General features: G+C 52.2%; 21 protein-coding genes and 1 pseudogene. 8 read left to right on the top strand and 14 right to left on the bottom strand.

The window, feature by feature from the left end:
* Positions 1–15: 15 nt before the first annotated feature.
* Entirely contained in the window at positions 16–1,068 is a 1,053-nt protein-coding gene (gene rsxC, locus HMY34_RS13135; protein ID WP_228287853.1) for an electron transport complex subunit RsxC, read from the bottom strand.
* 256 nt (positions 1,069–1,324) lie between these two features.
* Between rsxC and HMY34_RS13130 the strand changes: the two genes are divergently transcribed.
* Both HMY34_RS13130 and HMY34_RS13125 read left to right on the top strand, forming a co-directional pair.
* Positions 1,325–1,726, top strand: a complete 402-nt coding sequence (locus HMY34_RS13130; protein WP_202715923.1) for a hypothetical protein — start codon at positions 1,325–1,327, stop codon at positions 1,724–1,726.
* A gap of 6 nt (positions 1,727–1,732) precedes the next feature.
* Positions 1,733–5,635 carry a CHAT domain-containing protein gene (locus tag HMY34_RS13125; RefSeq protein WP_202715922.1) on the top strand — a complete coding sequence of 1,301 codons (3,903 nt, stop codon included), beginning with the start codon at positions 1,733–1,735 and terminating at the stop codon, positions 5,633–5,635.
* Here HMY34_RS13125 and HMY34_RS13120 read toward each other — a convergent pair.
* The 5 genes from HMY34_RS13120 to rsxA all read right to left on the bottom strand — a co-directional run bounded on the left by HMY34_RS13120 (position 5,632) and on the right by rsxA (position 9,376).
* Positions 5,632–6,087, bottom strand: coding sequence for a hypothetical protein (locus HMY34_RS13120; protein ID WP_202715921.1), 456 nt, complete (start codon positions 6,085–6,087; stop codon positions 5,632–5,634). The genes HMY34_RS13125 and HMY34_RS13120 overlap by 4 nt on opposite strands.
* A 101-nt stretch (positions 6,088–6,188) precedes the next feature.
* The gene (locus HMY34_RS13115) at positions 6,189–6,407 is read right to left on the bottom strand and encodes a hypothetical protein (RefSeq protein ID WP_202715920.1); all 219 of its coding nucleotides are present in this window, start codon (positions 6,405–6,407) and stop codon (positions 6,189–6,191) included.
* Positions 6,404–8,197 carry an AAA family ATPase gene (locus HMY34_RS13110; RefSeq protein WP_202715919.1) on the bottom strand — a complete coding sequence of 598 codons (1,794 nt, stop codon included), beginning with the start codon at positions 8,195–8,197 and terminating at the stop codon, positions 6,404–6,406. Before HMY34_RS13110 ends, HMY34_RS13115 begins: the two co-directional genes overlap by 4 nt.
* A 50-nt stretch (positions 8,198–8,247) precedes the next feature.
* Positions 8,248–8,781, bottom strand: a complete 534-nt coding sequence (gene rsxB / locus HMY34_RS13105) for an electron transport complex subunit RsxB (RefSeq protein ID WP_202715918.1) — start codon at positions 8,779–8,781, stop codon at positions 8,248–8,250.
* 16 nt (positions 8,782–8,797) lie between these two features.
* Positions 8,798–9,376, bottom strand: a complete 579-nt coding sequence (gene rsxA / locus HMY34_RS13100; protein ID WP_202715917.1) for an electron transport complex subunit RsxA — start codon at positions 9,374–9,376, stop codon at positions 8,798–8,800.
* Between rsxA and HMY34_RS20390 the strand changes: the two genes are divergently transcribed.
* From HMY34_RS20390 to HMY34_RS13075, 6 genes are all read left to right on the top strand, one after another.
* Complete coding sequence (locus HMY34_RS20390; RefSeq protein ID WP_266096930.1) at positions 9,363–9,488, top strand: hypothetical protein; 126 nt, start codon at positions 9,363–9,365, stop codon at positions 9,486–9,488. The two genes, rsxA and HMY34_RS20390, sit on opposite strands and share 14 nt — an antisense overlap.
* A 190-nt stretch (positions 9,489–9,678) precedes the next feature.
* The gene (nifL, locus tag HMY34_RS13095) at positions 9,679–11,247 is read left to right on the top strand and encodes a nitrogen fixation negative regulator NifL (protein ID WP_202715916.1); all 1,569 of its coding nucleotides are present in this window, start codon (positions 9,679–9,681) and stop codon (positions 11,245–11,247) included.
* Positions 11,244–12,842, top strand: coding sequence for a nif-specific transcriptional activator NifA (nifA, locus tag HMY34_RS13090; protein WP_202715915.1), 1,599 nt, complete (start codon positions 11,244–11,246; stop codon positions 12,840–12,842). Before nifL ends, nifA begins: the two co-directional genes overlap by 4 nt.
* 43 nt (positions 12,843–12,885) lie before the next feature.
* Positions 12,886–13,761 carry an SIR2 family protein gene (locus tag HMY34_RS13085; RefSeq protein WP_202715914.1) on the top strand — a complete coding sequence of 292 codons (876 nt, stop codon included), beginning with the start codon at positions 12,886–12,888 and terminating at the stop codon, positions 13,759–13,761.
* The gene (gene hrpB, locus HMY34_RS13080; RefSeq protein WP_202715913.1) at positions 13,745–16,318 is read left to right on the top strand and encodes an ATP-dependent helicase HrpB; all 2,574 of its coding nucleotides are present in this window, start codon (positions 13,745–13,747) and stop codon (positions 16,316–16,318) included. Before HMY34_RS13085 ends, hrpB begins: the two co-directional genes overlap by 17 nt.
* A 37-nt stretch (positions 16,319–16,355) precedes the next feature.
* Positions 16,356–18,140 (top strand): AAA family ATPase, encoded by a 1,785-nt coding sequence (locus HMY34_RS13075; protein WP_202715912.1) that lies wholly within the window; start codon positions 16,356–16,358, stop codon positions 18,138–18,140.
* A 3-nt stretch (positions 18,141–18,143) separates the two neighbouring features.
* Here the strand turns inward: HMY34_RS13075 and HMY34_RS13070 are convergent, their stop codons facing one another.
* The 8 genes and pseudogenes from HMY34_RS13070 to HMY34_RS13035 all read right to left on the bottom strand — a co-directional run bounded on the left by HMY34_RS13070 (position 18,144) and on the right by HMY34_RS13035 (position 24,402).
* Positions 18,144–18,395, bottom strand: a complete 252-nt coding sequence (locus HMY34_RS13070; RefSeq protein ID WP_202715911.1) for a nitrogen fixation protein NifZ — start codon at positions 18,393–18,395, stop codon at positions 18,144–18,146.
* 144 nt (positions 18,396–18,539) lie between these two features.
* Positions 18,540–19,727 (bottom strand): annotated as a pseudogene (gene nifS, locus HMY34_RS13065) (cysteine desulfurase NifS); the annotation flags it as partial.
* Between the two features lie 17 nt (positions 19,728–19,744).
* A complete protein-coding gene (locus HMY34_RS13060) occupies positions 19,745–20,803 on the bottom strand; it encodes an IS701 family transposase (RefSeq protein ID WP_202715909.1) in 1,059 nt (352 codons plus the stop codon).
* An 80-nt stretch (positions 20,804–20,883) separates the two neighbouring features.
* Positions 20,884–21,786: a Fe-S cluster assembly protein NifU gene (gene nifU / locus HMY34_RS13055; RefSeq protein ID WP_202715908.1), complete on the bottom strand. Its 903-nt coding sequence runs from the start codon at positions 21,784–21,786 to the stop codon at positions 20,884–20,886.
* 33 nt (positions 21,787–21,819) lie between these two features.
* Complete coding sequence (locus tag HMY34_RS13050; protein ID WP_202715907.1) at positions 21,820–22,143, bottom strand: HesB/IscA family protein; 324 nt, start codon at positions 22,141–22,143, stop codon at positions 21,820–21,822.
* A 205-nt stretch (positions 22,144–22,348) separates the two neighbouring features.
* Positions 22,349–22,879 carry an Rrf2 family transcriptional regulator gene (locus HMY34_RS13045; protein WP_202715906.1) on the bottom strand — a complete coding sequence of 177 codons (531 nt, stop codon included), beginning with the start codon at positions 22,877–22,879 and terminating at the stop codon, positions 22,349–22,351.
* Positions 22,876–23,217 carry an ADP-ribosylglycohydrolase family protein gene (locus HMY34_RS13040; RefSeq protein WP_202715905.1) on the bottom strand — a complete coding sequence of 114 codons (342 nt, stop codon included), beginning with the start codon at positions 23,215–23,217 and terminating at the stop codon, positions 22,876–22,878. The genes HMY34_RS13045 and HMY34_RS13040 overlap by 4 nt, the downstream gene beginning before the upstream one ends.
* 16 nt (positions 23,218–23,233) lie before the next feature.
* A protein-coding gene (locus tag HMY34_RS13035; protein WP_407701832.1) for an IS3 family transposase occupies positions 23,234–24,402 on the bottom strand; the annotation gives its coding sequence in 2 pieces (ribosomal slippage) (positions 23,234–24,123 and positions 24,123–24,402; 1,170 coding nt in all).
* Positions 24,403–24,410: the final 8 nt, after the last annotated feature.

Raw genomic sequence — 24,410 nt, 5'->3', positions numbered from 1 at the left:
AGCGGTACGCGGGTATCAGGTAGCAGGTAGCAGGTTGCCCATCATTGGCCCGCCGCTGATCAGACGGGCAGGTTCGACGATGAAACCTTCGCAATGGTCGATCACGTCCTGCACTTTCGTGCCCAGCAATACGCGCAGGTTGCGTGGCTGGCGTACTGCCCCGCCGGAAACGGTGACGACGCGGGAAACGAGTGGTTTGCCTTCACGCAAGGCATCGCGTACTGCCAGTGCGGTTGCGGGGTTATGCACCACAATGCCGATGTCAGCGGTCAAGCCACGTGCTGGCGTTTCCAGCCCGGTGAGGGTTTGTACCAGATGTTTTTCCGATCCCATCGGGTAGCGCATCGGCAAGCCGACCACTTGAATATTGGGGAAAGCGGTGGCAGCTTCACGCATCGCGGCTTGCGCTTGCGGCTTGTTATTTTCGATGCCGATGATGATGTTTTCCACCCCCAGCGCGTAAGCCATGATGCGGATACCGTCAATGGTATGCGCGGAATATTCGCGCATTAGGCGGTCATCGCAGGTCAAGTAGGGTTCGCATTCCGCGCCATTAATCACCAGTGTATGCAATTGGTAGCGGTTGCGCAGGTTGAGTTTGACGGCTGAGGGGAAGGTTGCGCCGCCCATGCCGACGATTCCGGCAGCGGCGACACGAGTGGCGATTTCGGCAAGTTCGAGCGCGAACGGGTCAACGGGTGGGTTGAGTTCCACCCACTCATCCTTGCCATCCGGTTGCAGGGTGATGGTGTGTACCGACAGGCCGGAGGCGTGGTGCGCGGGGTAATGCCCGACCCCGACGACGCGCCCGGAGGTGGGGGCATGGATGGGGGCGGAAATCATGCCTTGGCTATTGGCAAGCAATTGCCCCTTGAGGACGTGATCGCCGCGCTTGACCGCCGGTTTCGCCGCCGCGCCGATGTGCTGCTGCAAGGGAATGTGCAACAAGCTGGGCATCGGCAGATCTTCGATGGCTTTGTCCGCGCTCAGAGTCTTGCAATCGTGCGGGTGTACTCCGCCACGGATGCGGAAGAGTTTGCTGATTTTTTGGGTGGCTAGGAATCCCATGACATTTTCCCGGAAATGGCTATGGGAGGGGTAATGCAGGAGACGTGCCAGAGTTTTGCTGGAGGCTATCTTGCTGAATTAGCTTGATTTTTACAGGGATTTTATTGGGGTGTTTGTGACAAGGGGGTGGGGATGTAGGGTTTGCGACATTGGCATTGCCCAACCGTTTGGTGATAAGGATTTACTCATTTGCCATTAGTATCTTGCTATACTTTATTAAAATCACATCTCAACTGGGCTATCTTCGAGGTACAGCATGTCCAACGTCCGTTTTATTGTTCAAGGCTCGCCAGACACCGCAGCCGATACCGCTTATGAACTCCAGCAATACCTTGAAACTGCGTGGCAAGTGCAGGTAGAGGCTACACCTGCCGATACATCAACCTTGAATGCCACCGATGCGAATAGCAAAGGTATTGGGTTTGATCCTGAATATATTCAAATTTTGTTGGGGTTCTATGGTGGTATCAAACTGGCAATAGATACTGCTCATGGCTTGCTCGAAACCAGAAAGAAACTGGAAGAGCTGGTTGCTTGGGCAACACCTATTCTGACTCGTGACCACGAATACATCTGGCTGGAGGTCAGCGGCATCCCTTATCCGGTCAAAGCCGAAAATCTGGATGACATCATCAAAGCCATGCAAGTACAGGAATAATCTCCCATGAACACCACCTCAAGCGCGGAGCTGCGTTTAACCTTCTCCAATCCGCGCTTGATGGTGCGGGATGACAACACCGAACGGGTAGCCGCTGATACCCAAATGGTGTTTACCCAAAATGGTATGTCCGTCGCTCAAAGTGAGCCATTTCCGTTTGTTGCGCCCATCGGCTTGTTGGAAGCGGATAACATCAAGTGGTATCTGGAAAGCTACTACATCTGGCCTGTCGGCTTATTCAAAGAACGGGCAGAACGGATTGAACGGTACTTTCCGCAATGGGGCGACAAACTGCTGACAGCGATAACGGCTTCACCTTCAGCTCAACCTGTTTTCCAACAATGGCTTAACGCATCATCAAACCATGAACCTGTCTTCAGCTTGCATGTGCAACTGAGCGATACACCAGAATCAAAAACAGCCGCCAGCCGTTTGTTGGGATTTCCGTGGGAACTGTTACGCTACGATGACCAATACTTGCTTACCCATAATCCCCCCGTGCGAATTCGGCGTAATCTACCAAGGTTAGATACCCCTTCTGTTACTCCATACGACCAAAACCAGACTGTTCTTCGTGTCTTGGCAGTGAGTCCGCGCCCTTCTCAAGCGGGTTATATTGATCACCGCGCCAGTATCAAGCCACTGGTAGAGGCAGTGGAAAGTTTGGGTAAACGGGTGGAACTGGTGCGTGTAAACCCACCGACATTTGACCAACTGAAAACAGAACTTCGTCAGGCACAAGCGGCGGGTAATCCCTTTCATGTACTGCATTTTGATGGGCATGGGGTATTTGATACCAAGACAGGCAGGGGCGCATTGTGTTTTGAACATCCACTGGACAATAAGAAATTACTGCCTGAGTTTGTGAAGCGGATTTACGCCGATGATTTGGCAGCACTACTAAACGAATTCCCCCTGCCATTGGTATTTCTGGAAGCCTGCCAAACCGGGCAAAGTGAAGCAGAGAAACAAGAGCATACCGACCCAAATGCATCGGTAGCGGCAGCCTTGTTGCAAGCGGGTGTGGCTTCCGTCATTGCCATGAGCCATAGCGTATTGGTGGAAACGGCGCGGCGATTTGTCAGCGCGTTTTACCAACAACTGGCGGAGGGGCAGCGGATTGGATCAGCCGTATTAGCGGGCAGACAAGCCCTGATGCAATCCACCGACCGTATCAATATTGCCGGGGCGGGAACGTTACAAATGCAGGACTGGTTTGTTCCAGTGCTGTATCAACGGGAAGATGACCCACGCTTATTCAGCCATGCGCTACAACTGCCCGATGAAACAGAACCGAAATGGTTGTTGGGTGATTTACCGGAAACGCCCAAACACACCTTCATCGGGCGTAGCCGTGACCTGCTAAAACTCGAACGCCTATTGGACAGGCAACCTTATGCTGTCATCCGGGGGATGGGAGGTATCGGTAAAACAGCCGTGGCAGTAGAGTTGGCTCGCTGGTTAGTACAATGCCGCCGTTTTGAGCGTTGCGCATTTGTGAGTGTAGAAACCTACACCCATGAACGTGCCATTGTGGACATTCTCGGCAAACAGTTGGTGAATGAAAAATACAGCGTAGCGGAATACGGCGATGATCTGGATGCAGCTTTGCAGCCGATCATACAAATCTTGCAAACCCAGCGTACCCTGCTAGTCATCGACAATATGGAATCATTGCTGGCAGATGTGGGGAATACTGAGCCTGTGTTGGCTCTGGCTGATAGGTTAATAAAATCTGCCCCTCAAACTCGCTTATTGTTTACATCCTATGAAGCGTTACCAATACCGTTTGAACAACAGCAATGTACAATTAACTTGGGTGCATTAAGCTCTGATGATGCTAAACAATTGGTAACAAAGGTTATGAATATTAAAAGCCAATCATTATCTTTTAATGTTCAAAGTAATGCAGTTAGGGTACTGGTAGATACGGTAAATTGTCATGCGCGGACATTGGTATCTCTAGCAAACGAAATTAAAACAACAGAAGTGATAAATGCCGGTCAAAATATTCGCAGAACAATATTAAAACAAGAAAGAGTATGTTCAATCAGAAAAAACAAATCATTCTTTTCAAATATAAGAAAATCTATCAAAAAAGTTAGTTATGCTGATGTTAAATTTATCAAGAGTTTAGCGGTTTTTCATTCACATGTCAGTATAAAAATACTGCAAAAAATATTAGGGGTAGATGATAAAAAAATCAGAAAGATAATTGATGAAATGGTTAGGGCTGGTTTAGTCGAACAAATTATTGAGTACGATTATTTACGATTTGACCCGATGTTATCTATCTATATGGACTTCTCTATCACTAGTAAACAAAAAGAGTTATATCAGAATCGTCTAATCAATTTAATGGATGAAAAAATAAAATACCTTGATGACCTTTCTCGAAATAATTTTTTAAAATACGAAAATCTAATTAAAATGGAGATGCCCAATCTTTTAATGCTGCTAAACACCCTTTCCGAAAGACTTAAAAATAATCAGTGCCACGTTGATTTTTTTACAAGATATTTAATAAATATCGAACTATTAATGCGAGATATTGGTGGCTACCAACATAAACATGGTGAAATTGTTAAATTATGCAATCAGGCTTTAGAAGGTTGTAAAATATGGGGAACCGTTACCTTTAACCTTGAGAAAATAAAAGTTGATTCATTACTTTCTAGTGGTCAAATAGAAGAATCTTTAACGAAAGCAAATGCTCTTATAAAAAAATGTGAAGCCGCAGGAAAGTATGCATATTCTGATGCAGAATACGATATTGCTTTAGCATATGCGACAATGGGCAGAGTCTATGATGTATATGGAAAAACAAGAGATGCTTTACCTTATTTAGAGAAAGCACAAGAAAAATTTGCTGCAATGGGCAAGAAAGGGCTTTTCATGGCTTTTTCGTTATTAGGAGAACAAGCTGACTGCTGGAAAAATGAAGGTAATTTTAGCAAAGCAGAAGAAGTCTATAAAAAAATCTTTGAGAATGAGAAATATGAAAGCATCCCTAAAAGTCTCTTGTCAATATCAAAATACTTAAGAGCAATCAACAATATAAGGAGAAAGAAATTCGATATTGCAATTAATGACCTTAATAGTGCAGTTGTCTTTTTCAAAGCAGCAAAAGACATTAACAAAACTCACCAGAGCTTAGCAGGATTAGGTCATGCTTATAGGGAGATGGCTCTAAAAACTAAAGGAGAAGCGATTTATTATATGAGAAAATCTGAAGATTATTACATGCAGGCATTAGCTACATACGATTCTGCGAAGAATCCAAAACATGAAGCTGAAACATTTATAGAATTAGGCAATCTTTATAATGCATGGAATCGTCAAGAATATGCCGCAAAGTTTTATCAAATGGCGGCAAATATTTTCCTCAGACTCAACGACTTACGTGAAGAAGGTATAGCACGTAGCAATCTTGCCCATGCACTTATTCAAGTTGGTCATTATAATCAAGCTTATGAGGAGTTAAAAAGATCATTGGTGTGCAAAGAACCATATAATAGTTCAGTCGAACCTTGGATAACATGGAATCTTCTATCTTATCTCGAGAAAGTCAAAGGCAACATGCTTGCCGCCAAAGATAATTACCAAAAAGCACTAAGTATGTTTTTATCTTATCGTAGAATAGGAGGTGAACACCCGTCAAAAATTGATGCATTATGCAGATTTATTTTTAATGAATTAAATCAAGAAGACACCTCAAAAGCAGTAGAATTCATTAATAACTTATCTATGCAAAATGATTGGCAAGAATATCAAAATTTCTTAGAGAAACTGCAAGCCATTCTTGCAGGAGAACGGAGTTTAGCTTTAGCGGAAGATGAGGATTTACGCTACGACTTAGCTGCGGAGTTGATTTTGTTGCTGGAGGAATTACAGGAAGCAGGAATTTAACCCACTCCTTCCCACACCAACCGCTCAAACCCCAACGCCACCACCGCCAAACACCGCAACCGCTGCGGCTCACGGTACTTTGCCACCAGCACCGCCTGGTATTGCTGCAATTGCTGCGTAGCATCCTGCAACGCCGTCACCACCAGCGGAAGCTGTTGCAGTTCTGCCCGCGATATCCCCCGAACCTGTTCCGCACTCACACCCAATACACCTAATTCCTTCAACCCAAGGTATTTAAACTCCAGCACCATATCCAGCAACGCCGGATACTGGCGCATATTGGGGCGCACGATCAGGGTCAAGTTGGAATAACGCCGCTGTAAAGCCGTTTCCGAATCCATGATGTAATAGGTATCGTTGAACAGCAGCGTCAGAAACGCCGTCTTGATGGTGAGTTCATTGCTCCAGCGGTAATCGCGGTTGTTGAACACCGCGAAGTATTTGCTTTCCATGAGTTGGTGTTCATCACTTCCAATAACGAAAGGCGTTTACCCGATGCTTTCCTCCGCCGTTGCGTTTTTCACCATATTGAATTCAACGAAAAGTTATATGCTCAGCAACCATTTTCTTGAAACCATGCCAGCAGTTCGATTTCCAGTTCCGCCAAAGCAACATCCACCGAATCGGTTTGGGAATCGCTTTCCCAAACCAACCCGCCCTCATCCAATGCCCGAACAAGAGATGAGCTGTCTTCATCTGCACCCAGTTCGACCCAGCCCTGCTCTGTAATCCAGCGTGTAATTGTTGGATATTGTTTGGAGAAATTGTTCATGCCAGCACCTCCCACACCAACCGCTCAAAGCCCAATGCCACCACAGCGAGACAGTGCAGGCGGTGCGGTTCACGGTATTTTTCCACCAACACCCGGCGGTAATCCTTCAATTGCAACAACGCTGCCTGCAAGGCTGCTTGTACAACAGGCAGTTGTTGCAAGGCTTCACGACTTTGCGCCCGTACCTCTTCCGCCGTCAGCCCCAGCGCCTTCAGTTTTATGTATTTGAATTCCATTACAAAATCCTGCAATGCAGCAAGGCGGCGCTGATCAGGGCGGATAATCATCAGCAAATCGGCATAACGCCGTTGCACAGCAGCCTCTGAGTCCATGATGTAATACATATCATCGTACAACAGGCTCATGAAAGCGGTTTTGATGGTCAGTTCATTGCCCCAGCGGTAGTCACGGTTGTTGAAGGCTTTGAAATAGCTGGTTTCGAGGTAGTCCGCCAACGGGTGCAAATCCGCCGTTTGGTAGAATTGCTTGGCAAGGGCTTCAACGCGGCGACGGTCTGCCAAATCGGGCAACACCTGTTCGCGCAAGGTCTCCACATACAGCGCGAAAATGACGCGGTTGGGGACTTCCAGTTTCATCTCTTCCAACGGCCCCGCAGTGCCACCGATGGTCAATACCCCAAAAAAATACAGCAACGATGCCATGTAGCGCGGGTCGGTTTGCAGCTTGTGTAATTGCTCCACCCCAAACTGGGTTTCTAAATACGGCAACACCACGGGGTTTTGTTCGTCGAGGATATTGGCAATCACATTGCCACCCTCCGGTAAGCTGGCGATATAACGCACACGGCTGGCATCCATTGCCAAATTGCCATCCAGCATTTCGGCGGGGGGCTTGCAACGTTTTTGATAGGCTCGCAAAAAGTAAAAGCACAAGGTAGGGTTGTAAACGGTGGGGAAACTAGCATCCGCGCAAAAGCGGTAGCCGTTGTAAAACTGACGCATCGTGTCTAGCACTGTGGCAGCTTGCGTGTCCGGTAAGCCACAATCCTGCAAGACTTCGCTGACCAATCCGCTTAATTCTTCCTCAGAAACCCCACACAGCCCGTTGAAGTCTTCGTCTAGCGAAATATTGGTAGAGACATTATAGCCACTGGTCACGTCGCTCAACACCAAGGGGGATACGCCTGTGATGAAGACGCGGGAAATTTTGCCTTCGGATACACTGCCTTTGATCACTTTGAACAGCGTTTTGACGATACCCTCGCTTTCCAGCAAGTCGTAGTAGCGTTTGGTATTACCTGCGTCATGCACCAACACTTCGTTGGCAAAGTTGTCGTATTCGTCGATCAACAGGTAGACGGTATGACCGCTGTTTTTGACCACACTGCTCAAGGACTCCAACGTTGCAAGCGCGTCGTCATCGCGGATACGCACAGGAAATTTCAACAAGGCTTGGTAGTTTTGCACAAAATCCGTCATGCGATCATTGAGGTGATTGAACAAATTCTGCTTAATCTGCTCCACATCACCTTGCCCCGACACCTTGGAAAAATCCCAGCGCAGGATCAGGTATTGGTTGTGTTCGGGCGTGGGGTTGTTGCCAACGGCTAGCCCACCGAACAGGGCTTCAAATTCACCCGCCGTACTGATGTCGTAGTAATTGGCGAGCGTGGATAGCAGCAAGGATTTTCCGAAACGGCGCGGACGTAGGAACACCAGTTGCTGCCCCGCCGCCTCCAGCCTAGAAATGCAGGCAGTACGATCCACATACAACATGCCTTTGCTGCGGATATGGTTGAAATCGCTGATACCGTAGGGAAATGTGATCATTCACTCAAGCCTCAATCTGGCGGATACACTTCGCCAGATTGTAGCACGGCTCAGGCGATGCCACCCACCGCCGGACTCGGCCAATACCACGTTTGCACCGTATGCGTCAGCGGGCGCATTTCAATACATTCCGTCGGGCAAACCTCAAAGCACTTCTCACAACCCGTGCAAGCATCCGCAAACACCGCATGAATCTGCTTGGAACTGCCCAAAATCGCATCCGTCGGACAACGCTTAAAGCACTTGGTACAGCCAATGCACAAGTTTTCATGCACATACGCAATCATCGGCCCCTTGTCCGCCACGCCGGAAAGGTCAACACTCACCCCCAGTTTCCCCGCCAGCATTTCAGCCAACGCCTTGCCACCGGGTGGGCAAGCAGTCACGGGCGCTGCACCATTCGCAATCGCCTCCGCCGCAGGGCTGCAACCGGGAAAGCCGCACTGCCCACATTGCGAACCGGGCAACAGTGATTCAATTTCTTCCTGTAACGGGTTGCCTTCCACCTTGAAATACTGGCCTGCCAGCCCTAATAGCCCGCCCAGCAACAACCCCAAGGTCATCAGAATCAGAATCGCAGTCATGCTCTTTCTCCCTTTCCTATTGGCTCGCCAGCCCCGCAAAACCCATAAACGCCAGCGACAGCAACCCGGCAACAATGAACGCAATCGGCAACCCGCCAAACGCCGCTGGCACTTGCGCCAACGCCAGCCGTTCCCGCAAACCCGCAAAAATCACCAGCACCAAAGTAAACCCCACCGCCGACCCAAAGCCATACAGCAAGGTTTGCAGAAAACTGTGCTGCTCCTGGACATTCAGCAGAGCCACGCCCAGTACCGCGCAATTGGTGGTAATCAGCGGCAAGAAAATCCCCAACACCTGATACAGCGCAGGCGACACTTTCTTAATCACCATTTCGGTAAACTGCACCGTCGCCGCAATCACCAAAATAAACGACAAAATCCGCAGAAAACCTAGGTCAAACGGCTGTAACACCCAATGTTCCAGCATCCAGCCCGCCACCGAAGCCAGCGTCAGTACGAAGGTGGTCGCCATGCCCATGCCAATCGCCGAATCAATCTGCTTGGAAACGCCCATGAATGGGCACAGGCCAAGGAACTTGACCAACACCACGTTGTTCACCAGTACCGTACCGAGCAAGATCATGAAATATTCCATTGCGCATTCCCTGAGAATCATCTGTGGCAAAGGCAATGCAGGGAGCGTGCCAGCCGCTGCAAGCCTTGCGTGGCGTGGGTTTGCGGCGGATTTTGCGGGGTGGGGTTTGTAACAAAGGTGAGGGATTGTTGGATTTGCTACATATCGATTGAGGGGATTGAAGAGGGCGACCAGCCGGTCGCCCCTACGTGGAAATGCTTGTAGGGGCGACCGGCTGGTCGCCCATCTTCTCTCCATCCCCTATTCCCATCCACTGGCACGCCTATTGCACCGCAATAAACACAGCAACCGTGGAAACCGTTATGCACAAGCCAAGCACCTCGTTCGCCGAACACTACGCCGACCTCTCCCGCATTGCCGGATTCGAGCATGTGACCCCCGGCTTATCGCTGCAAGCCATCCTCGAAACCGTGGAGCAAGCCCCGGTTGCGATTTCCATTACCGACACCCGCGCCAATATCCTCTACGTGAACAGCGCGTTTGAGGAATTAACCGGCTATTCCCGCGACGAGATTTGCGGGCAAAACGAATCGGTACTGTCCTGTAAAACCACCCCGCTGGAACTTTACCGCACCCTGTGGCGCACCATCCAAAGCGGCAAAGAATGGCGCGGTACGCTGATTAACCGCAACAAAGCGGGCGAACGCTACCTCGCCGAAGTCACCATTGCGCCCGTGCTGGATGCGCAGCGCAATATCACCAATTTCCTCGGAATGCACCGCGACATATCGGTGATCCACAACCTCGAACAACAACTCAAACACCAAAAAATCCTTTCCGACACCATTTTCGACCTTGCCCCCGCCATCGTGGTATTGCTCGACAGCAACCGCAATATTTTGATGGATAACAAAGCCTACAAACGCCTCAAAGTCGAATTCGGGGCAATCGAACCCATCCACCTATTCCTCGACGCGCTTAAAGATCGCCTGCCCTCCCTCGACGGTGAAACCTTCGACAATTTCCACGATGTGCAAGTCCGTTTCGACGCACCCAATGGCAACGAATGCTGGTTCACCCTCTCCGGCATCCACGTCGAAGAACTCGACGATGCTGCCAAAAACTATTTCGCCCTAACCAACAGCGGCGGGCATTACCTGCTGTTGGTTGCCACCGACATCACTACCCGCAAAGCCGAGCTGGAACGCGCCCGCATCCAACACCTCAAAGTGCAAATGGCAGAACAAGAACTCACCAGCAGCATCCGCGAAACCCTTGCAGGCGCGATTTTCCAACTGGAAACTCCGCTCAATGTGATCCAAGCCGCCCTGGTCATGCCGCCCTCTTCCACCGAAGCCTTGTACCCGGTGCTGCAACAAGTACTGGAATCGTCCTACCGCGCCATCAATGCCATGCGCATGGCAATCCCCAGAGCCGAACACGGCACGTATTCCTTGGTAAACATCAATCAGGTACTCAAAGACTTACTGATTATTGCGACTGACCGGATGCTTTCCGAAGGCGTGGTTGTCGATTGGCGACCTGAACCTGTCCTGCCTGCGCTCATGGGCAATGAAGCCTCAGTGCGGCGTATGTTCAATTACCTGCTCGACAATGCCCTGCTCGCACTGCACGAAGCCGGGCGGGTACACCGCGAATTGCGCATTCACACCCGTTTGCACGACGACAGCATTAGCGTAGAAATCACCGACAACGGCATTGGCATTCCCCCCGCGCTACGCCTGAAAGTGTTTGAACCCTTCCACAGCGGCTGGAAACGCGGCAATGGCAATGTCGGCATGGGCTTGTGCATGGCGCAAGAAATCGTCAACAACCACGACGGCAGCATCAGCATCGACCCCGATTACCCCAACGGTTGCCGTATCCGTGTCAACTTGCCCCTAAAAGCCAGCAACGGGGGGATGGAATGAGCCACGACAACGCGCAATTGCAACAAACCCTCAACTTGCTGGAAGACGAACTTGCCTGTATTTACGCCGTCAGCAAAGTGTTAAGCCGCTCCCTCAACCTCAAAGAAACCTTGCGCGAAGTGTTGCGCGTACTGCACGAAGAAGGCCAGCTCGAACACGGCATGGTCAGCCTACTCGACGGCGATAGCGGCGATTTATTGCTGCTGGAATTGCACCGTGCCGACAAACTTACCGTGGAAAACGTGCGCTACCGTGCGGGCGAAGGCATCATGGGGCTGGCGATTGAAATGGATAAGCCACTCATTATCCGTAAGTTAGCCGACGAACCGCGTTTTCTCGACAAACTCGGTGTATACAACCCGGTATTGCCGCTGATTGCTGTGCCGATCCGCGCCCGTGGTGATGAAATCGTCGGCGTATTAGCCGCACAACCGCCAGCCGAACTGCACTTGCTGGGCGAACGTCGCCGTTTCCTCGAAATGATTGGCAACCTGATCGGGCAAAACGTCGTCCTTGCCAACGAAGTCGCCAGCGACAAGCAGGAACTGCAAAAAGAACGCGATTCGCTACGCCGCAAGGTTAAGGGCGAATCCGGTTTCGCCAACCTGATCGGACGTACCCGCGTGATGCAAGTCGTATTCGACCAAGCACGGCAAGTCGCCAAGTGGAACACGACCGTACTCATTCGCGGCGAATCCGGTACGGGTAAAGAGCTGATCGCCAACGCCATCCATTACCATTCACCCCGCGCCAACAACGCTTTCATCAAACTCAACTGCGCCGCCTTGCCGGACAATTTGCTGGAATCGGAACTGTTCGGGCACGAAAAAGGGGCATTTACCGGCGCAGTCAGTCAGCGCAAAGGGCGTTTCGAGCAAGCGGATGGCGGCACGTTGTTTCTGGATGAAATCGGCGAAATCACCCCTGCATTCCAGGCCAAATTGCTGCGGGTATTGCAGGAAGGCGAATTCGAGCGCGTCGGCGGCAGCAAAACCCTGAACGTGGATGTGCGCGTCATCGCCGCCACCAACCGCAATCTGGAACAGGAAGTGCGGGCGGGCGAGTTCCGCGAAGACCTGTATTACCGCCTCAACGTGATGCCGATCATTATGCCGCCGTTACGCGAACGGCTGGAAGACATCCCCGACCTTGCCCGCTTTCTGGTCAATAAAATCAGCAACAAGCAAGCGCGACCGCTGGATATTGGCGACAGTGCCATCCGTGCGCTCATGCACCACGGCTGGCCGGGCAATGTGCGCGAGTTGGAAAACTGCATGGAACGTGCCGCGATTCTCAGCACCGACGGGCATATTGACCAGCAAGTGATCCGCCTGACGGGGCTGGAAAACCAGTTTCCAGCAGATGATAGCGGTGGTGGTAGAGACGCAAAATTTTGCGTCTCTACGGGAAGCGCAGGTAACGGCAAACCGAAGGCGGACTTGAATGACCCGGATCTGGACGAACGTGAGCGCGTGATTGCGGCTCTGGAAGAAGCGGGTTGGGTGCAAGCCAAGGCAGCGCGGTTGCTGAATATGACCCCACGCCAAATCGCCTACCGGATTCAGATACTGAATATTCAGGTGCGGCAAATCTGATACGTAAACCTTAATCCATTGATAACTATCACGAGGAATCACCATGTCAGAAATGACGCTTCAAACCCTGCTCGCCGGGGTCGCCAACAACACCATCGTCCCCTACCTCGGCGCAGGTGCGCTCGCGGGTTCGGTCGATAAACTGAGCGGCGTTGCCATCCCTGCCGACAGCGATAGCCTGATTTTGGCGATGAACGGCGGCAAGCCAATGTCAGCCCGTTTGATGTGGGAATTCCCGCGTGCGGCGATGGATGTGGAGCTGAAACGCGGGCGCAAAGCCGTCCATAATTTCCTCGAAGACACCTACGGCAAGCGCAAGTGGACACGCGCCCCGTTGCACGATTGGCTTGCCAGCATCGAACCGCATTACGTGATCGACAGCAACCGCGATACTCAGTTGCAGGATACTTACGCCGACCAGCCGCACACCCTGATTCGGGGAACGGCGCGGATTTCTGGCACGAATTACCGTTTCGTGCTGAACGAATACGTGGGCAGCGGCGGCTACCGCGAGATTACGCAGGAAGAGGTGAATCTCGCACTGCCAATCCTCTTCAAACCAATGGGTAGCCCGCGACCGGATGCGAATTACATTGCCTCCGACGCAGACTATGTGGACTACATCACCGAGTTGATGGGCGGGTTTGCGATTCCCGATTTCCTCAAGGAATACCGCAAGGGCAAGCAATATTTGTTCATCGGGATGCGCTTACAACGCGATACCGACCGTATGGTGATGTCGGACATTACCTACGCCTCGACTGAACCCAAAGGTTGGGCATTGATTCCGCAACCGACTGACAAGGAAGTGCGTTTCTGTGCGCGGATGGGGATTGAGATTATTGCGGCGGATGTGGCGGACTTGCTGGCAGCGGCGGGTGTCACTGGCTATCATGCCCAGCATGAAAACGCTATGTAACGAACCGCCCCTCCCCATTGATGCCGTCCTCAACGACCTCAAACAAGCCCTGCGTGAACACCATGAAGTCGTGCTGGAAGCCCCGCCGGGCGCGGGCAAAACCACCCGCGTTCCCTTGGCCTTGCTGGATGAGCCGTGGCTTTTGGGCAAAAAAATCCTCATGCTCGAACCGCGCCGCATTGCCGCCAAAAATGCCGCGCACCGCATGGCAAGTTTGCTGAACGAAAGCGCAGGGCAAACCGTCGGCTACCGGATGCGCCTTGACCATAAAATCAGCCGCCAGACCCGCATCGAAGTCATTACCGAAGGCATCCTCACCCGCATGTTGCAGCAAGACCCGTCGCTGGATGGCGTTGGCTTGGTCATTTTCGACGAATTCCACGAACGCAATCTCGATTCCGACCTCGCCCTCAGCTTGTGTTTGAAAGGGCGCGAACTGTTCCGCGACGACAGCAATCCGCTGAAACTGCTTGTCATGTCCGCCACCTTGGATAGCGTTGCGATTGCCAGCCTGCTGGATGATGCGCCCGTGGTACGCAGTGAAGGCCGCACTTACCCAGTAAACATACGCTATGGGCAAGCCGCCAAACCTGGCGAACGCATCGTCGAGCGTATGGTTGCCACCTTGCGCCAAGCCTTGAGCGACAACCCCGACAGCAGCATCCTCGCTTTCCTACCCGGTCAAGGCGAAATTCACCGTACCACTGAAGCACTCGGCGAATGGCTGGTGGAACGCCGCATCCGTGGCGTGCATTTGCGCCCCATGTACGGCAACCTAACGCTGGACGAACAGCAACAAGCCATTGCCCCGTTAACCGCTGCCCACGCAGGCGAACGCAAAGTCGTATTGGCAACCAATATTGCCGAAACCAGCCTGACCATTGAAGGCGTGGATGTAGTGGTCGATTCCGGTCTGGTGCGTGAAGCCCGTTTTGACCCCGGCACGGGCATGACTGGCTTGCATACCACGCGCATTTCCCGTGCTTCCAGCACCCAACGCGCCGGACGTGCAGGCCGACTTGCCCCCGGTCAGTGCTACCGCCTGTGGACAGAAAGCCAGCAAGAACAACTTGCCGCCCACAATACCCCCGAAATCCTGCGTGCTGATCTCGCCCCACTCGCCCTGCAATTACTGCAATGGGGTGTGGATGATCCGACGGAATTGCGTTGGCTGGATGTGCCGCCCTACGGCTTATGGCAACAAGCGTTGGACTTGTTGGAAACGCTCGGCGCGATTCAACGCAAGGGCAAAGCCACGGTGCTGACTGCACACGGGCAAGTGATGTGTCTGCTGCCCGTGCATCCGCGTCTCGCCCACCTGCTGATTTGCGGCGCACAAGCCGGACACCTGAACGCCGCCGCCAACCTTGCCAGCCTGCTGTCTGAGCGTAACCCGTTCAGCCAGGACAATCCCGACATTAGCCAGCCGCTGGAAATACTGGCAGGCACAAGCCGTTGCCCGTCCCCGCAACAGGGCTGGTTACAGCGTACCCGCCAACTGGCAAACCAGTTTGTGGAGCAAATCCGCAGCCAGAAATTGCTGGAAAGTGGCGTGAGTTTTTTGCTGCCCGCGACACAGATTCACGGTTATTTACTGGCTTGTGCCTACCCGGATCGGATTGCCCGAAGGCGGCATTCCGGCGGCTACCAGCTTGCCAACGGACGCAGTGCCGACCTGCCCGACAAACACGCGCTCGGCAATCAGGCATGGCTGGCGATTGCAGAAGTCAGCAGCATGGTGGGCAAAAGCAGCGACACCATCCGCTCCGCTGCCGCGCTGGATGACAAGCTGTTTACGAGTGCATTGGCGGATCAAGTACGCCCGCAAACCGTGGTGGAATGGGACAATAAAGCGGGGCGTTTCATCGCCGAACAACAGCAAAAAATCGGCGCATTGGTGTTACAGCGCAAAGCCCTGCAAGCCGTGCCGGGTGAAGCCAAAAGCACCGCACTGATCGGTTTCATCCGCAAGCAAGGGCTGGATGTATTGCCGTGGCAGGCGGAACAGGAACAATGGTGCGCAAGAATCAATCTTTTGCGTGGTGTCGAACCGGAACGAGCATGGCCTGATGTCAGCCGCGCTAACTTGCTTGCAACACTGGAAGATTGGCTTGCCCCGTATCTGAATGCAGTTAATGTGCTGGGTGATTTCAAAAAGCTAGATTTGACTACCATCCTCAGCAGTCTATTGCCGTGGGACATGCAACAACGCCTCGAACAACTTGCCCCCAAACGTTTGGATGTGCCTTCCGGTCATGACATCGCCATCGACTACAGCCAATCGCCGCCGGTACTCGCGGTGAAATTGCAGGAAATGTTTGGTTGCCAACAAACCCCGACCATTGCCAATGGCAGGGTGGCGTTGCTGGTGCATCTGCTGTCTCCGGCGGGTAGGCCGTTGCAGATTACGCAGGACTTGGCGGGGTTTTGGCGTACTTCCTACCATGAGGTGAAAAAGGATATGAAGGGGCGGTATCCCAAGCATCCGTGGCCGGATGATCCGTTGCAGGCAGTGGCGACGCGCAAGGTTAAGCGGCTGCTGAAGGATTCATGCTAGAATCAGGCAATCACGTTGGTTGAATGGCAGTGGCATCATGATTCATTTTCCCTATGGAAACAGCAATTTCTACGCAATACGCACAGAAGGCAAACTGTACCTTGATCGTACCCAGCATATCCCCCTGCTGGAACAGGCGGGCGAGCAGCTTGTGTTCCTGCGCCCGCGCCGTTTCGGTAAATCCTTGTTGCTGTCTACGCTGGCGAACTATTACGACATCAACCGGGCGGGTGAATTTGAAGCCTTGTTCGGCGATTTGGCGGTTGGGCAAAATCCGACGGGGGAACAGAACCAATACACCGTATTGCGTTGGGATTTTTCCAAAGTGTCGGCGCAAGGTGATACCGCCGCGATTACCCGTCATTTGTTCGACCATATCAACCAAGCCATCAAGTATTTTGTGAATCAGTACCAGCCTTATTTGCAGGTTAGTATTGACATTATTACTGACAACGCCATTGCCTCGTTTGAATCCCTAGTAAATGCGGTAGGCAGCAGCGGGCAGCAACTGTACCTATTGATCGACGAATACGACAATTTCGCCAATGAAGTGCTGATGCAAACCCGCCCCAATCAGCAACGTTATGAAGATTTGGTGCAAAGCGAAGGGATTTTAAAAACCTTATTCAAAGCCATTAAAGCCAATGCTTCAGAAGGTAAGATAGGGCGGGTATTCATCACGGGCGTATCGCCCTTGGTGATGAGCGACATGACCAGTGGCTACAACGTCGCTACCCATATATACCTTGAGCCTAAATTCAATGCGTTGTGTGGTGTGACAACCCCCGAACTGACGCAGTTGGTAACAACTATCAGTGCGGAATGCCAGCACCCCAGTGATAGTGTGCAAACCACGTTGGAAACCATGCGGGTTTTTTACAATGGCTACCGTTTTTGCGGCGATATGCAGCAAGCCTGTGTTTACAATCCGACGTTGACGTTTTATTTCCTGCGCCACTATCAAGAATATTGCAGTGCCCCGCCGCAGATATTGGATGGCAACTTGTCAATGGATGCCAACAAAATCCGTTACATCGCCAACCTGCCCGCTGGCAAGGCGGTGATTGCCAATATTCTGGATGAGCAACAGGCGGTCACGCTGGCACGTCTGGAAAACCAGTTTGGCATTGAAAAGCTGCACGATATTCAAACTGACCCGGATTACATGGTGTCTTTGCTGTATTTCTTTGGGGTATTGACCTTGACGGGGCGCGGCATGATTGGGGAATTGGTGTTGGGTATCCCCAATCTGGTGATCCGGGGTTTGTATGTCGATGAAATCAAGCGCAATGCCTTGCCGGATGCGGGTGATCGGCACAGTTTGCACCGCTTGACCGATAAGTTTTACCAAACTGCCGATTTGCAACCCTTGGTAGAATTCATGGAAAGCAAATATTTCGCGGTATTCAATAACCGTGATTACCGCTGGAGCAATGAGCTGACCGTCAAAACCGCGTTCCTGACCCTGCTGTTCAATGACACCTATTACATTATGGATTCGGAAGCGGCATTGCAGCGGCGTTATTCCGACTTGACCCTGATTGTGCGTCCGAATATGCGCCAATACGCACTGTTGGATATGGTGCTGGAATTCAAATACTTGCCGCTGGCAGCGTTGGGTTTGAGCGGGGAACAGGTTCGCGCCCAGCAGCGCGAGGAATCGGCGGCATTGCCTGCGGTGCAAACTGCCATGCAGGAAGCGCGGCAGCAATTGCAGCATTACCGCGAGGTCTTGGAGGCGAAGTACCGTGAGCCGCAGCGGTTGCGGTGTCTGGCGGTGGTGGCATTGGGGTTTGAACGGTTGGTGTGGGAGGTTTGTTAGGCGCTATACATTGATGGTCAGCTCCTCCGCCCAACACCCCAGCGACAACCCCAACGTCCCGCTCTCATCTTCAAACTGCACCAGATAAAGCGCCACATCCGGGTATTCCTCATAATGCCCAGTATTGATCAGCACGCCGCGAGTACCCGCTTTGACGACCAGCGCACCTTCGGCATAGCCCGGAATTTCGCCGTCACTGAACAAGTCGGCAGCAGCAAACACCATGTCACCGGATTGAATTTGAGCAATATCCATGAAAACCTCCGAATCTGCGGGGGAGAGAAAGAGGGCGACCAGCCGGTCGCCCCTACAATCCGTAACATTTCTATATAGTTAGTTGTTTTAACCATCGTAGGGGCGACCGGCTGGTCGCCCTCTTCGGTTGCCAATCAATAACGTTCAGGCATACGCCGGAGCAAACGCCTTTTCCGGTTCTTCCACTGGCACATTATTGGCAGCATCCCAATACGGCGAAAGCTTGCGCAGTTGCGCAATAATCGGCGGAACAGCAGCGATGACTTTCTCGATTTCGGGCATATTGTTGTAGCGCGACAGTGAGAAGCGGATCGTGCCATGCGCAGCCGTATAAGGAATGCCCATTGCCCGCATCACGTGCGACGGTTCGAGTGAGCCAGACGTACACGCCGAACCGCTGGAAGCCGCGATGCCTTGCTTGTTGAGCATCAGCAAAATCGCTTCACCTTCGATGTATTCAAACGCGATATTGAGCGTATTCGGCAAGCAATTATCCGGGTCGCCGGTCACGAAACAGTTGGGAATAGCAGCCAGCAAGCCTTCCTTGAGGCGGTCACGCATGGCACGCACACAAATGTTTTCATGCTCCATGTGTTCCAGCGCCATTTCCGCTGCTTTGCCGAGAGCGACGATGGAAGCGGCATTTTCCGTACCCGCACGTCGCCCACGTTCCTGATGCCCACCGCGCAGCAACGGACGGAAGCGTGTACCCCGGCGCAAATACAGCACACCAATCCCTTTCGGCGCGTGCAATTTATGCCCCGAAACCGACAGCATGTCGATCTTGGTGTCTTTCAAACTCATCGGAATTTTGCCGACCGCCTGCACCGCATCGGTGTGGAACATGATGCCCGCCGCGTTCGCCATTGCCGCCATTTCCACCACCGGGAAATACGTGCCGCTTTCGTTGTTCGCCCACATCGCCGACACAATCGCCACATTGTCGGTGAGCAGCTTGGCGTAGGCAGCCAGATCCAGCCGACCTTTGCCGTCAACCTTGAGGTAATGCACGGTGTAGCCGTCTTTTTCCAAATTTTCGCACAGGGTCAGGATGGCAGGATGCTCGACCACGGTGGTGATGATTTCCTTGCGTTCCGGCTGCGCTTTGAGGGCAGAGAGGATAGCGGTGGAATCGGATTCGGTGCCGCACGAGGTGAAAATGATCTCAGAATCGTGTTCCGCACCCAGCAGCTTTTGCACTTGCTTACGGGCAGCTTTAATCGCCAGCCCGACCTTGTTGCCGAACTGGTGGATGGAAGACGGGTTGCCGAACTGCTCGGTGAAATACGGCAGCATGGCTTGCACGACTTCCGGCGACACCATCGTAGTCGCATTGTTATCGACTGATGTTACGCAGCCCTAAGCACCTGTAGCTCATCAAAAGCGCCCCGAATTGCCTTGGCGTAGAGTTTTGCCCGTAAAGCAAAGTGGTTAAGATGCTTGCTGATGGTCAAACACTCCATTTTGAAGACAGCGACGATGGAGGCGAATAAGTGATTCGCTTGTGTTTTAGCGGTGTGTGCAGGGGATTTCGCAAATGCCGCATTGGATTTGAGCGATTTATGGAAGACCTCGACTTTCCACCGTTTTTGGTAGGTTGTCGTGATTTCGTCCCACTCTACCGCCAACTGGCTACAAACCAGATACAAAATGCCAGTGCTGCCGTCTTTGTTCGTAAAGATTTGCCGAGCGAGCTTGACGGGGAAGGTTAGCCCCTTCAAGTAGCCCGTGATGGCTTTTTGTTCTGTCCATGCCAATTGGTCGAGCCGTGTGTAACGGTTTTCCTTCCGATCTTTTTCGCTTAATGCGACTAATCGGTTACTTTTCAATGCCATAATGAAGTCCTTTTGCCGTTTCTCCTTGATGTGTTCCATATTCTCGGCGGAGGCGAACCAAATGTCGTTCAACACCCATGAAAATTTCAGTTGGTTTTGAATGCAGGTGTCAATCATGGAGCGCATTTGCTCATTTTTGGTGACATCGCTGCACCGTTTTTCTTGGCGGGTCTTGATGTCGCAGAAACGGAATGGCTTCCGTATCAGTTCAAATGCAACCGGAATGGATGCGCCGTTGCTGTGATACAGGCAGTTTAACAAGTTGATTCCCTTGATATTGCGTCCTTTACAGTGGTCGTAATGCCAACAAATCAGGTCGTTTTCGTCCATGTAGGGCTTTTCTTGCACCGTATCGTCGATGATCAGGATGCCATCGGCTGATTCGACCTCCCTGACGGTCTTTTTTACCTGTTTCCACAGGTCTTTCGAGGTGTATTCATCCCCCGAAAGAAAACGACTGATCGCATCGTGGCTAATTTCGCCGTCCAATAGTTGGGATAAACCCGTTGCTGTGGCGTAGCCAAAAGTCACGGTTAGGTAGTCGGTGTAGAGATCAAGACGTGTTTGGTTCATACCTGAAATATAGTGGATGGAAGCTGCGTCTGCGTAACATCAGTTATCGAGATAAATACCTTCACTCATAACACCACTCCTTAAAACTTGCCCATTTCAGTGGCAGGCAGCACACGGATGAATTCACCCAAATCTTCCATGACGCGCTGTTGCACGCCACCCAAGGTAGCCGCTGCCATCTGGCAACCAGAACACGCCCCGCTGAGGTTAACGAAGGCGATTTTCTTGTCGAAATCGACTTCCACCAGTTCGATGTCGCCCCGGTCGGCTTGCAGTTGCGGGCGGATCGCTTCCAGCGTGTGCTCGATGCGGCGCATCCGTTGCAGGTTGGTGAGAGGTTTTTTAGCCGATTCAGTGGGGGGTGTTGGGGGTAGAGACGCAAGATTTTGCGTCTCTACGGCGGCGGCAAATTCGGGTTCGGCTAAAACCTTGTTGAGGATTTCTTCGATGCCTTCAAAACACGCGGAACAACCGCCACCGGCTTTGGTGTAGAACGTGACTTCTTCCACCGTGCTGAGGTTGTTTGCACGAATGGTTTCTTCGATCAACACCGCATCCACCGCGAAGCATTTGCAGATTAACGCGCCTTCTTCGTGGTCGTCTTTCCACTCTACGCCACGGTAATTAGCAACGGCGGCTTGCAAGGCTTCGCGCCCCATCACCGAGCAGTGCATCTTTTCTGGTGGCAAGCCATCGAGGTAATCGGCGATGTCTTGGTTGGAAATTTTCAGCGCATCATCCACCGTCATGCCCTTGACCATTTCGGTCAGGGCGGAACTGGAAGCGACCGCCGAACCACAGCCAAACGTCTGAAAACCCGCCTCTTCGATAATGTCGGTTTCAGGGTTGACCTTGAGGGTCAGGCGTAGCGCGTCGCCGCAACTGAGTGAACCCACATCGCCAGTGGCATTGGCTTGTGCGACGGCACCAGCGTTACGCGGGTTGAAAAAATGGTCTTGTACCTTTTCTGAATAATCCCACATGGCTTGGGTCTCCTGTTGGCGTGGCATCGTGAATCAGGCAGCGAATGATTTGCCGCAACCGCAGCTATTGGTGGCATTGGGGTTTTCAAACTTGAAGCCGCTGCCGTCGATACCGTCGATGAAATCCACGGTTAAGCCTGCCAGTTTCGGGGCATTTTCGGGGTCAACGAAGACGGTCAGGGCGGGGAATGACACTTCCAGATCGCCGTCGGTTTTGGCTTCCACCAGACTCATGGAATATTGCAAGCCGGAACAGCCACCGCCGGAAACGCCAATGCGCAAGCCAGCGATGGATTTGTCTGCGCCTTCAATGAAACGTCCGAGGGCTTTCTGGGCGTTGTCGGTCAGTATGATCATGCGTTATCTCCCGTTGTAAAGTGCTTTACGGGGATACTGCAAAGCTTGTGCCAAGTGGTTTTATTGTTGATTTTTAATGATTTATTCCTAATGATTGGTTGTAATGTAGGATTCTGTACAGAGGAGGGAGATGGGCATTGTCGTTAAGTGAACATTATCGTTGTGATCGGTGAAGAGGGCGACCAGCCGGTCGCCCCTACGACGGTCACAGGTAGGGGCGACCGGCTGGTCGCCCTCTTTCTCTTTCACCGATGAGCTGACCAGAATGTGGCGGAAACATGGTGGCGATGTAATTGCTGACGGAATCTTCACGCTGTTTCCACACGCTGCTGGGTTTGGTGCTGGCGAAATCGGCAAGGGTGAGTTCGCCGAGAAAGTCGCGGATACGGCGGCTGAGTTCGACCCAACCATGCGCCGCTTCCAGCCCGCGTGTATCCACGGTTGCGAGGGTGCTTTCCAGCGTCTCCTCATCTGTCAGGGCGTGGGTGGCGTGGAGGATGTCGGCAATGCTGATTTGCGTGGCAGGGCGTGCCAGTCGATAGCCGCCGCCTACGCCGCGCAAGCCTTCTACCAGCCCGTGTTTGCGCAGACCGCTGAAAATGTGTTCCAGATACGAAGTAGAAATGCCCAGCGACTCCGACAGTTCGGTGAGGCTGATGGGAGCGGCGTAGCGGTCAGTGGCAGCCAGTGACAGCATCGCGGTAATGGAGTGTTCGTCTTTGCGGGAAAGTCTCATGGGGTGTGTCCTTGTTGTGCCAGTTGGTAAAGGGCGCGGGCTTGTTGGGTGCATTGGGCGCGGATGTTGGGGTCGAGCCGTTCCAGCCAGCGGGTGGGGATATTGTCTACGCCGTACAGTGCGCCTGCCACCATACCGAGGATTGCGCCCGTGGTGTCGGCATCGCCACCCCGGTTGACCACATCGACCAGCGCGGCTTCAAAGTTGTCGGTGGAAAACAGTGACTGAAACACGGCTTGCAGGGTATCGACGATGTAGCCGCTGGGGTTGTCGCGGCGGCGTTGGCGGTATTCAAATACGGGGTAACGTTGCACCAGTTCGTGTAAGGTACTCCCCATTGTCCAGACCAAAATCTCAAGAAATTAAAATAAAAGCTGGTTGATAAAAATCTGTCTTCCCTTGCCCATCCTGCCGCCCTGCAAAATACACAGCAGCCGGTGTGCTGTAATCGAGGGACTGATGCAAGCGTCGGTGGTTGTAGAACTGGAAGTAGTCCCGCAAGCCTGTCCTTGCCTCTTGCACCGTCTGTATATCCTGCAAATAAATATGTTCATATTTGACTGTCCGCCACAGCCGTTCAATAAAAATATTGTCCAGTGCGCGTCCCCGCCCATCCATGCTGACACGGATGCCTTTGTTTAGCAGCGGTGTCGTGAATCGTGGTGTCGTGAACTGTGCGCCTTGATCGGTGTTGAAGATTTCACACGACCCGCTATCCAATAACTCGCCGACCACTTCAATGCAAAAATCAGCTTCCAACGTGGTACTGATCGCCCAACCCAACACATAACGGCTGTACCAGTCGATCACTGCCATCAGGTACACAAAGCCATGCGCCAATCGGATATACGTGATGTCGGTACTCCACACTTGATCGCAGCGGTCAATCACCAAACCCCGCAGCAGGTAAGGGAAAATCTCATGTTCAGGGTTCGGTTTACTGGTGTCAGGTTTTTGGTAAACCGCCTCCAGACCCATGGTGCGCAATAGCCGCCTCACCCGCTTTTCGTTCACTACATGCCCCAAGGTACGCAAATGTGCTTTCATCTTAAGCACCCCGTAGTAGGGCGTTTGGGTGTATTGTTCATCCAATAAGCGCATCAACAACAGGTTTTCCTCACTTTCACCCTGCGGCTGGTAGTACAGGCTGGAGCGGTTGATCCCCAACAATCCACACTGCTGACGCAAGCTAAACGCCGCATTGTCTGGCTCAAGCAAGGCTTTCCTTAGGGTTAATGGATACCCGCCGACTTTTTTTTCAGCCAATCACGTTCGGCAACCACTTGCCCTAGTTGGCGGTATAACTCGTCAATCTCCGCTTGCTGGTTGTGTTGATCGCGGTCTTTTTTACTGGAAAAAGCCAAGGGGATGGCAGCTAGAGCCTGTTTTTTCCACGTGCTGATCTGAGCCGCTTGGATGGCGTAGGCGGTGATCAGTTCGTTGGTGGTTTTCTGTTGCCTGATCGCCTCCAATGCCACTTTCGCCTTGAACTCCGCTGTATGATGTTTGCGCACATTTGCCATATCTTGCC

This window comes from Thiothrix subterranea (assembly GCF_016772315.1).
GTDB classification, from domain to species: Bacteria; Pseudomonadota; Gammaproteobacteria; order Thiotrichales; family Thiotrichaceae; genus Thiothrix; species Thiothrix subterranea.
Note: the sequence above shows the minus strand (reverse complement) of the source record. Positions and strands in the feature narration are given on the sequence as shown.

Coding starts and splice junctions, on each gene's coding strand:
- rsxC (WP_228287853.1), bottom strand. CDS start 1,068: ATGGGATTCCTAGCCACCCAAAAAATCAGCAAACTCTTCCGCATCCGT.
- HMY34_RS13130 (WP_202715923.1), top strand. CDS start 1,325: ATGTCCAACGTCCGTTTTATTGTTCAAGGCTCGCCAGACACCGCAGCC.
- HMY34_RS13125 (WP_202715922.1), top strand. CDS start 1,733: ATGAACACCACCTCAAGCGCGGAGCTGCGTTTAACCTTCTCCAATCCG.
- HMY34_RS13120 (WP_202715921.1), bottom strand. CDS start 6,087: ATGGAAAGCAAATACTTCGCGGTGTTCAACAACCGCGATTACCGCTGG.
- HMY34_RS13115 (WP_202715920.1), bottom strand. CDS start 6,407: ATGAACAATTTCTCCAAACAATATCCAACAATTACACGCTGGATTACA.
- HMY34_RS13110 (WP_202715919.1), bottom strand. CDS start 8,197: ATGATCACATTTCCCTACGGTATCAGCGATTTCAACCATATCCGCAGC.
- rsxB (WP_202715918.1), bottom strand. CDS start 8,781: ATGACTGCGATTCTGATTCTGATGACCTTGGGGTTGTTGCTGGGCGGG.
- HMY34_RS20390 (WP_266096930.1), top strand. CDS start 9,363: ATGAAATATTCCATTGCGCATTCCCTGAGAATCATCTGTGGCAAAGGC.
- rsxA (WP_202715917.1), bottom strand. CDS start 9,376: ATGGAATATTTCATGATCTTGCTCGGTACGGTACTGGTGAACAACGTG.
- nifL (WP_202715916.1), top strand. CDS start 9,679: ATGCACAAGCCAAGCACCTCGTTCGCCGAACACTACGCCGACCTCTCC.
- nifA (WP_202715915.1), top strand. CDS start 11,244: ATGAGCCACGACAACGCGCAATTGCAACAAACCCTCAACTTGCTGGAA.
- HMY34_RS13085 (WP_202715914.1), top strand. CDS start 12,886: ATGTCAGAAATGACGCTTCAAACCCTGCTCGCCGGGGTCGCCAACAAC.
- hrpB (WP_202715913.1), top strand. CDS start 13,745: ATGAAAACGCTATGTAACGAACCGCCCCTCCCCATTGATGCCGTCCTC.
- HMY34_RS13075 (WP_202715912.1), top strand. CDS start 16,356: ATGATTCATTTTCCCTATGGAAACAGCAATTTCTACGCAATACGCACA.
- HMY34_RS13070 (WP_202715911.1), bottom strand. CDS start 18,395: ATGGATATTGCTCAAATTCAATCCGGTGACATGGTGTTTGCTGCTGCC.
- HMY34_RS13060 (WP_202715909.1), bottom strand. CDS start 20,803: ATGAACCAAACACGTCTTGATCTCTACACCGACTACCTAACCGTGACT.
- nifU (WP_202715908.1), bottom strand. CDS start 21,786: ATGTGGGATTATTCAGAAAAGGTACAAGACCATTTTTTCAACCCGCGT.
- HMY34_RS13050 (WP_202715907.1), bottom strand. CDS start 22,143: ATGATCATACTGACCGACAACGCCCAGAAAGCCCTCGGACGTTTCATT.
- HMY34_RS13045 (WP_202715906.1), bottom strand. CDS start 22,879: ATGAGACTTTCCCGCAAAGACGAACACTCCATTACCGCGATGCTGTCA.
- HMY34_RS13040 (WP_202715905.1), bottom strand. CDS start 23,217: ATGGGGAGTACCTTACACGAACTGGTGCAACGTTACCCCGTATTTGAA.